Annotated in this window: 4 protein-coding genes and 4 pseudogenes; all 8 read right to left on the minus strand. The window is 64.2% G+C overall.

Annotated elements, in window-relative coordinates; genetic code table 11:
- A pseudogene (locus AC1DY5_RS34010) lies at positions 1-192 on the minus strand (Mu transposase C-terminal domain-containing protein); the annotation flags it as partial.
- A 263-nt stretch (positions 193-455) separates the two neighbouring features.
- A pseudogene (locus AC1DY5_RS34015) lies at positions 456-1,163 on the minus strand (aldehyde dehydrogenase family protein); the annotation flags it as partial.
- Positions 1,153-3,076 (minus strand): annotated as a pseudogene (locus tag AC1DY5_RS34020) (DUF4158 domain-containing protein); the annotation flags it as partial. The pseudogenes AC1DY5_RS34020 and AC1DY5_RS34015, both read right to left, overlap by 11 nt.
- A 475-nt stretch (positions 3,077-3,551) precedes the next feature.
- A pseudogene (locus AC1DY5_RS34025) lies at positions 3,552-4,506 on the minus strand (IS110 family RNA-guided transposase).
- Between the two features lie 170 nt (positions 4,507-4,676).
- On the minus strand, positions 4,677-5,099 hold the full coding sequence (locus AC1DY5_RS34030) for a MarR family winged helix-turn-helix transcriptional regulator (protein WP_478118696.1): 423 nt from the start codon (positions 5,097-5,099) through the stop codon (positions 4,677-4,679).
- A 119-nt stretch (positions 5,100-5,218) separates the two neighbouring features.
- Positions 5,219-6,406: a Gfo/Idh/MocA family protein gene (locus AC1DY5_RS34035; RefSeq protein WP_478118698.1), complete on the minus strand. Its 1,188-nt coding sequence runs from the start codon at positions 6,404-6,406 to the stop codon at positions 5,219-5,221.
- Positions 6,403-7,341 carry a PDR/VanB family oxidoreductase gene (locus AC1DY5_RS34040; RefSeq protein WP_478118692.1) on the minus strand — a complete coding sequence of 313 codons (939 nt, stop codon included), beginning with the start codon at positions 7,339-7,341 and terminating at the stop codon, positions 6,403-6,405. Before AC1DY5_RS34040 ends, AC1DY5_RS34035 begins: the two co-directional genes overlap by 4 nt.
- A 47-nt stretch (positions 7,342-7,388) precedes the next feature.
- Positions 7,389-7,803: Bug family tripartite tricarboxylate transporter substrate binding protein (locus AC1DY5_RS34045; RefSeq protein ID WP_478118694.1), on the minus strand; the 415-nt coding region annotated here is incomplete at its 5' end.

The following is a 7,803-nucleotide window of genomic DNA, read 5'->3' on the forward strand; positions in this document are numbered from 1 at the left end:
GGATTCGACTTGTGGGTCGAGACGGGGCCCGGGCTTGCGACCTCTCTTGGCCGGAACGACCGAACTCACGACCGGGCTCGCGAGGAAGCGCCTGCGCAACCGGTAGACATGGGTCCAGTGAACGTTCAGGAGTTCCGCGGCCGTCAGCGCCTGCTCGCGGGTGAGCGGGTCCGTGCCGAGAGGGCGCAGCACGCTCGCAATCTGGATCTCTCGCTCGGTGACCGCGGGCGAACTGGGCAGATCGACGACTCCTGCAGATGCGCTAGCACCATTTGGCGCCTCGTTGTCTGCGCTAGCAAGATTACATGCCCTCAGCGGTCTACCGTTGCCCCGTAGCAACGTTACTCAAACGATCCTCAAATCCGCGATTCTTCAATGAAATCAACGCTCTGACCGAATTCTGGCTAGCATCATTTGCTGACCTGGCTAGCGGCTTTAGCTGACCTCAACACCTGATCTCCCTTCACCCGCACGATCGTGGTCACAGGGCCGAAGGTTTCCTCATCGAAGATCTTCATGTCCCGTGTCACGTGGTCGACGATCGTCGCTGGCATCGTGGCCCCGGCGGCGCGACCGCCGCAGGCCAATTTGGCGCCCTTGGCAACGGCATCGTCGATCAGCGCATTGAGGCGCGGGCCGGAATCCTTCGACACCATCGGTCCGATCACACACTGCGGATTCTCCATGGGGTCGCCAGCAGGGAGATCCTGCGCACGCGCCGCGAACTTGGCGACGAATTCGTCGGCGATCGCTTCGTCGACGACGATGCGCTCGGTCGACATGCAGATCTGTCCTTGGTATAGGAAAGAGCCGAACACGGCCGCCTTGACGGCATCGTCGATGTCGACATCCTTCAATACGACCAGTGGGGATTTTCCGCCGAGTTCAAGGAGGCATCGCTTCAGATGGACTGCGGCCTTTTGGGCGATGATGCGACCGACCCGGGTCGAGCCCGTGAAGTTCACGCGGCGCACGGCCTTGTGCGCGATGAGCGCGTCGATGACCTCCGGTGCGTCTTGCGGCGCATTGGTCAGGAAGTTGAGCACCCCGGCCGGAAGACCTGCCTCGACGAGTGCCTCTGCGACCAGCATGTGGGTGCGCGGGCTGGCCTCGGAGGCGCGGGACACCACGGTGTTGCCGCACATCAGCGGATAGGCAATGGCGGCAAGCGTGGGCCAGTCGACGCTCGTCGCCGGCCCAGCGCATCGCTTGGCGGATGCTGGTGGCGGACAACTGCGGGATCATGCGCGCGCACTCGGCCGCCGTGAGGCTGGTGCCGTGCGCCAGGATGCCGGCATAGGCCATCAACAGTTTCTGGCCCGTCCTCGGCACGCGCCCGAGCATGATCCAGCTGAATCGCACTTGGGCATCCACGGCCAGGATGACCTCGGGCAGTTGCACCTCGCCGATGCGCTGATCGAGCTGACTCCGCAGCCTTGTGACTTGGGGGTCCTCTTCATCCGCGGCCAATGACGCCAGGTGCAGCTCGTCGTCGACGCGCAGATCGCCAGAGCGCGCGGCGACCGCCACCGCGTCGACCCCGGCGCGCACGCGTGCGAGTAGCGGTACGAGGAACTCGCTGGCCTTGGCTGGCAGCTGCAGCCTGGCGTAGTGGCGTCGCGCTTCGGCCTGCCAACGCTCCTCCGGCAGGAACAGTCGCTCTCGGCCGCGAAAGCTCAGCGAATGTTCGATCCAGACCGAGCCGTTGCGCACCGCCCGGCGCAGCGCGAGGAGGGTGGCGACCTCCAGCGCCCTGCAGGCACGCTCGCGGTCGGGGTTGGCGATGGCTGCACGCCAAGCGGCTCCCAGTCGTGGGGCCGCCACTTCGCTGGGAAGTCGCTTGATGCCGACGGCGTACCCGGCTCGCAGCTTGTTCAGCGCATCGAGAGCGGGGTGCTCACCGGTGGCCTGCCTGGGCAACCGGCTCACGCCCACCAGCAGCGAGCGCACAGGTGCGATGGCGTCGATCAGACGTTGCCGAATGACCGACGCCCGGCTGGGTGGGCGTTGGGCGCACTTGGCTGCGACGAGATCGCGCAGGCGTGAGCGAACGTCGTCGTGCGGCAACGCGTCCTGGTCTGCAAGACCGGACAGCTCCACCAACAGTTGCTGGTACTGCTGGGCCCAATCACGGAGGCGGCAACGCCGTCAGCACAGTGGCGCCACAGGTCGGCCACGCGGCGCTGGAACATGAAGATGATCTGATCGGTGGCCGTGAACAGACAGTAGCGTAGGAAGCAGCTCACCTCGAGCGTGCGCGCCGGCTCCCTGATCCTGGCGCTGACCGACGGAGCCGCCCGGCCATGCGCCGGGCGTAGCGACGCACCTGCACGTCGTTCAGCTTCCCCAGATGCCGATCGATGCCGAGATCGGTCAGGAACGCAATGCGTTCCAGGACCCCAGTGATTTGGCGCGTGGAATGCCTTGCCGGCGCGCTCCACAGCCAGCTCTGGCAGTGCTCGCGGTCCGGACGCGGCGTGTTCAATGCCGCTGTCCAGCGCTTGCGTGTCGCGGCAGGCACCGTCGTCATGATGGCCTGGCCGGTCGACGCTTCGAGTTCGACCATCGCGGCTGCCACCATGGCGCGGATCACGCGGTCGTGCACGATGAGCGGGCGATGGTCGTAGAGCCACTGCCTGGCAAGTACCAAGAGTCGCTCGCGGTCGGAGCAGTGCGCGACCTCATCGCGCAGGACTCTCACCAAGGCGCGGCGCTGGTGCTCGGTCATCCATTTGAAGCCCAGGCATTAACAGGCTTGCTGCTGGTGGTCGAACAGGGTGCGCCCGCGGGCGCACAGCGCACGCAGCGAGACCAGGTCTGGCGCAGCAATGTCCAGTTCGGGGCCAAGATGGCGAAGCAGGGCAGGGGGCACGGCGTTCACGCTGTTCAGCGGCCGTCCGGTCATGCGGGCGAAGCCAATGTGCAGTGCCAAGCCCAGCTTGAGGCTGTCGCTGCGCCGCCGCGCGATGAGTTCGAGTTCGGCGCGACTGAAACTGAAAAAGGCCTGCAGCTCGAACTCGCTGATCTCGTCCGGCATGTCGCGCAGGCACAGATAGGACGTCTGCCAGCCTTGCATCGCCGCGCTCCTTCGCCGTTCAGGGGCCGGAGACGATACGCCGGAACGAAGTGAACAGCAATGCTCCGAAATCAACGACTTACAGTGCTTGGGCCGCGTCGTTGCTGGGGATTCGATCCGTCAGTTTTGACACCGAAACAAATCGACCCCCTTGAACACGACTTGACCACCGTCGGCGTCTGCGTGGCATGCGCCACGCCGCCAGTGGACATACATGGTCGCCTCCAGTTTGCAAGGCTCTTTCACGTTGCCGGCGAGCAGGAGAAGATTGCAGTCATACATCCGACCTTCAGACGCGCGAAGCGCTTCGGCCCTGATGGAATGCGCTGGCTGGCTCCTCTACAAGTCTACGAGCTCGAAGCTCGAAGTCCACGTCAGGTTCGACCAGCCCCGATCCTACCTATCTTGCCATCAACGATCGATTGCCCAAGCAACCTGCGAAAGAAATTTGCCGTGCCGTCGCGCGCTCTGCGAGCTACGCCACTGGCGTCGGAACTTGCATAGGGTCGTACGCCTTGCCCGTCGAGAGCAGCGCCCAAGCCAAGCGGGCATTCTTGTTGGCCATTGCCACAGCGGCGATGTTCTGATGTCGACGGCCGACCAATTTGCCCAGCCAGGTGTCGGCTCGGTCAGCCCGTGTCTTGGCCAACTGCACCAGCGCCCGCCCGCCGTGGATCAGCAGCGTACGAAGGTAGACGCTGCCGCGCTTGCTGATGCCAAGCAGCTGGGTCCTGCCGCCGCTGGAGTTCTGTTGCGGCACCAACCCGAACCACGCCGCGAACTGCCGCCCATTCTTGAAGTTGCGCGAGTCGCCGGCGCTGGCCACCAGTGCGCTGGCGGTGATGGGGCCAATGCCTGGAATCGTCTCCAGCCGACGACTGACCTCGCTGCTGCGATGCCAAAGTTCGATCTCGCGCTCAAGCTCACGCACCTGTCGGTCCAGTTCTTTGAGGTGCTGCAGAAGCCGATCGTGCCCTGGGGAACTATGTGTCCGAACTCGATCAACAGCCCACGAATGTGGTTGGCCTGGGCGGTGCGTGCGTGGACGAAGCTCTCACGCGCAGTGTGCAGCGACAGCACGACTGTTGTTCGGGCGACTTGACCGGGACGAAGTGCATGTTCGGCCTTGCCACGGCCTCGCAAATCGCTTCGGCGTCAAGGGAGTCGTTCTTGTTGGTCTTGACGTAGGGTTTGACGAACTGCGGTGCCATCATCTTGACGCAATGGCCGAGCGCGCCGAGCTTGGCTGCCCAGTAATGCGCTCCGCCACAGGCCTCGATGCCGATCAAACAGGGCTCGAGGCGAGCGAAGAAGGGTGCGACCTGGTCACGCTTGAGTTGCTTGCGAAACGCCGCGACGCCGCGCTCGTCGACACCGTGAACCTGGAAGATGTTCTTGGCCAGATCCAAACCAATCGTAGTGATCTTCATGAACTGCCTCCGTCGTGTAAGCAGGGCAAGATCGCCCGCTCCCATACTGTGGCAGCCGGCGGACGCCAAAGAAAGGAGGCGTCCATTCCAGTAAGTCTTCGTCGTCGCCAGTCGCTTCGACTTCAAAATCAAGCCCCACCCATCCGCGCAACAGGGTCAAATCCACCCAGTCACTCCCTGCCGGCTTGGTCGCGAGCCAGGTTGTCGATCATCATCAGCAACGCGCGCCGCGCGATCTTCACTTCCTTCTCGGAAATTCCATCGAGGGCCGCTGCGTTGACCTCCTGGGCCAACGGCACCAGCACCCTGCGCAGTCGCCTGCCTTCGGGTGTCAGGTGAACGTAGATGTTCTTTCGGTTTTCCGGCCGGCGCTCCAGGGTCACGTAGCCGAGCGACTCCATCGCGCGCAGGGCGATGAACGTGGTCGGCTCCATCACGCCGGCCTCGACGCTGAGTTCCCTCTTGGTGATGCCGTCACGCTCCCAGAGGATGCGCAGAAATGTCCAGTGACCCAATTGCACGTTGTGCTGGGACAGGCGCGATTGCAGCGCGCGAAGAAAGCCTCGAGTCGCATCCTTCACCAGGTGCGCCATGCGATCATCGGGAACGGCTTCGTGCCAGCGTCGCAAGACCCGGGCAGCCACTTCGGCATCGTGTTTGAGAGAAGACTTGGACAAGGCGAAGAACAGAAGAAGTGATTCTCCGTATTGTGTCAGCCAAAAACTTCAATGTCGCGATCGAACCGCGCCGAGTCGAGTAGTGCCAGGCAGACATCGAGCGTCGCCCGCGCCCACACCCCATCGTGCAGCGGCGCGGTGTTCGTCGCGATGGCGCCGAACAGTTCGTCGATCACCTCGAAGCGAGGCACCGCCGGCGCGGGCAGCAATCGATGTTGGCGCTCGGCATCGCCATAGACCCACACGCCATCGGGCATCGGGCGAACGTCACTCCTCTCGCACGAAACCACGACCGGGCCGAAGTGCTGATGCCACGATGAACTTGCCTGCGGCGAAGGCGGCGTGTACAAAGGACCGCCATAGGTTCGCGCCGCCTTCAGCCGCGCTTCGGCTGCCGACGACTGCACGGTGGCGAGTTGGCGGCGGGCCGCACCGTAGGCCTCGGGCGATTTGCTCCTCCCCATCTCGTCGATCCATCCACACCATTCGTCGGAGTCAAAATGGCCGTAGCCGTTGTAGCTGATGCTGGCGAACGCGCCATCGTCGAACCAGAGCAGCGCGGAGTACGCACCCTGCGTGGGGCGGGACGGATCCCAGTCGCCCATGATGGCGCGGGCCCGAACAACCGGACTGCCCGCCAGCAACCGCACCACATCGACCTGGTGCGCGGCCTGGCTGAACACCACGCCTCCGCCGGCTTCGGTCTGCAATTCCTCGGGCCGCCGCGGCCGGTACAAAAAGTCGGTGTAGTTGAGCGCGTGAATCATGCGCACGCGGCCGAATTCGCCGCTCGACACGATCTCGCGTGCACGCAGGTAGGGCGAATCGAAGCTGTGGCAATGACCGACGATCAACTGCACCCCGCCCTCGCGACAGTGCGCAATCATGTCGTCGCACTCTGCGAGCGTCAGCGCCATCGGCTTCTCGACCAGCACGTGCTTGCCATGCAGGGCTGCCACGCGGGTCTGCGCGGCATGAAACTGATGCGGGCTCGCGATGTAGATCGCCTCGACGGACGGGTCTTTGGCAAGCCCTTCAATGTCGGCGTAGGTGGGTGCCTCGAAGTCGCGTTCAAACTGCGACCGGGCCGCTTCGCGCGGATCGCACGCGGCGACGAGTTGCACGCGCCGGTCTTGCAGAAGGGTCGGCAGCATGAGCGTGAAGGCCCGGCCCAAGCCCGCAACGCCCAGGCGAATTACCCGATCGATAGGCGAGGCGCTCATAAGTCCAATACCAGTTCGGGCGATTTGGCGCGCGACACACAGATCATGATCTGGCTCGCCATCTCTTCCGGCATCAGCACCATGTCGCGATGGTCCGCTTCGCCGCTGACCAGCCCGGTGCGGCAGGTGCCGCAGGTGCCGCTTTCGCACGACGAAGCTGTGTTGCAACCATGCTCGCGCAGCGCCGCCAATATCGATTTTCCAACCGGGACCTCGAACTCGCCGCCCGAGCGCGCCAGCTTGACCTTGAAGGCCTGATCATCCGGCCGCACGCCGCCGCCTTCGTTGAAGCTCTCGAAGTGCACGTTCGATGGCGACCAATGCCCGGTCATGTCGCGCACCGCTTCCATCAGCGGCCGCGGACCGCAGCAGTAGACGTGTGCGGTGTTGGGCTTTTCGAGCGCTGGCCACAGGTCGAAGGCCCGGGCGGGGTCTCCCAGGCTGTGGTGGATGCGCGCCTGCTTGCGAAGCTTCGGTTGGCTCAGTTCTTCCAGAAACGCCGTGGTCTCGGGCGACCGCGTCAGGTAGACGAGCTTCCACGGGGCCGGCGGCAACTCGCCGAACGAACGAATCATCGATAGGATCGGCGTGATGCCGATCCCGCCGGCTATGAAAAGATAGCCTTTGGCCTTGTCGACCAACGGGAACGCGTTGTCGGGCAGCGACGTCGGAAGCGTGTCGCCCTCGTGCGCGTCGTTATGCATGCTGAGCGAGCCGCCTTGCCCCGCGTCGTCGCGCTTGACAGTGATAACGTAGCGGTGCCGCTCGCCCGGGTCATTGCACAGCGAGTATTTGCGCATCGAACCGTTGGGTGCTTGCACCCTGACGTGCGATCCCGGTGTGAAGGGCGGCAGTTCCGTGCCGTCGGGTTGCACCAGTTCAAAGCTGCGAATGCCGTCGGCAGCGTCATAGACGTGGGCGATGCGCAGCGGCATCTGAGTATCGGCGTGGGTTTGAACGGTCATGAATCGTTGCTGCCTGCTCACTCGGCCTTGAGGTTGGCGCGGCCGGCCGCCGCGGTGACGCGCGCCGATTCGCTCTTGAGCGCCTGCAACAGTTGGTCCGGCGAGCCGCCGACCGGATCTACACCAGCCACCCGGAACTGCTCGATCACCTCGGGCCGCTTCACGATCTTCGCGATTTCGCTGCTGACGCGTGTGATGACGTCGCTGGGCGTTCCCTTGCGTGCCAGAACCGCGACGTTGAAGGCGAAGTCGAAGTCCGGAATTTTCTCGGCAAGCGCCGGCACTTGCGGTGCCAGCGCCGAGCGCGTCGGTGAGTTAATAGCGATTAGCTTGGCCTGGTCGGCCTTGACGAAGCCCATGAGGGACGGCGGCGACGCGAACACCATGTCGACCTGCCCGCCGATCAGCGCCGGCACAGAATTGGCACTGCCG

The organism is Variovorax sp. P4_D9, assembly GCF_056401695.1.

Bases quoted from the DNA above. Each gene is read 5' to 3' on its own strand.
- AC1DY5_RS34030 (WP_478118696.1), bottom strand. From the start codon at position 5,099: ATGGCGCACCTGGTGAAGGATGCGACTCGAGGCTTTCTTCGCGCGCTG.
- AC1DY5_RS34035 (WP_478118698.1), bottom strand. From the start codon at position 6,406: ATGAGCGCCTCGCCTATCGATCGGGTAATTCGCCTGGGCGTTGCGGGC.
- AC1DY5_RS34040 (WP_478118692.1), bottom strand. From the start codon at position 7,341: ATGCCGCTGCGCATCGCCCACGTCTATGACGCTGCCGACGGCATTCGC.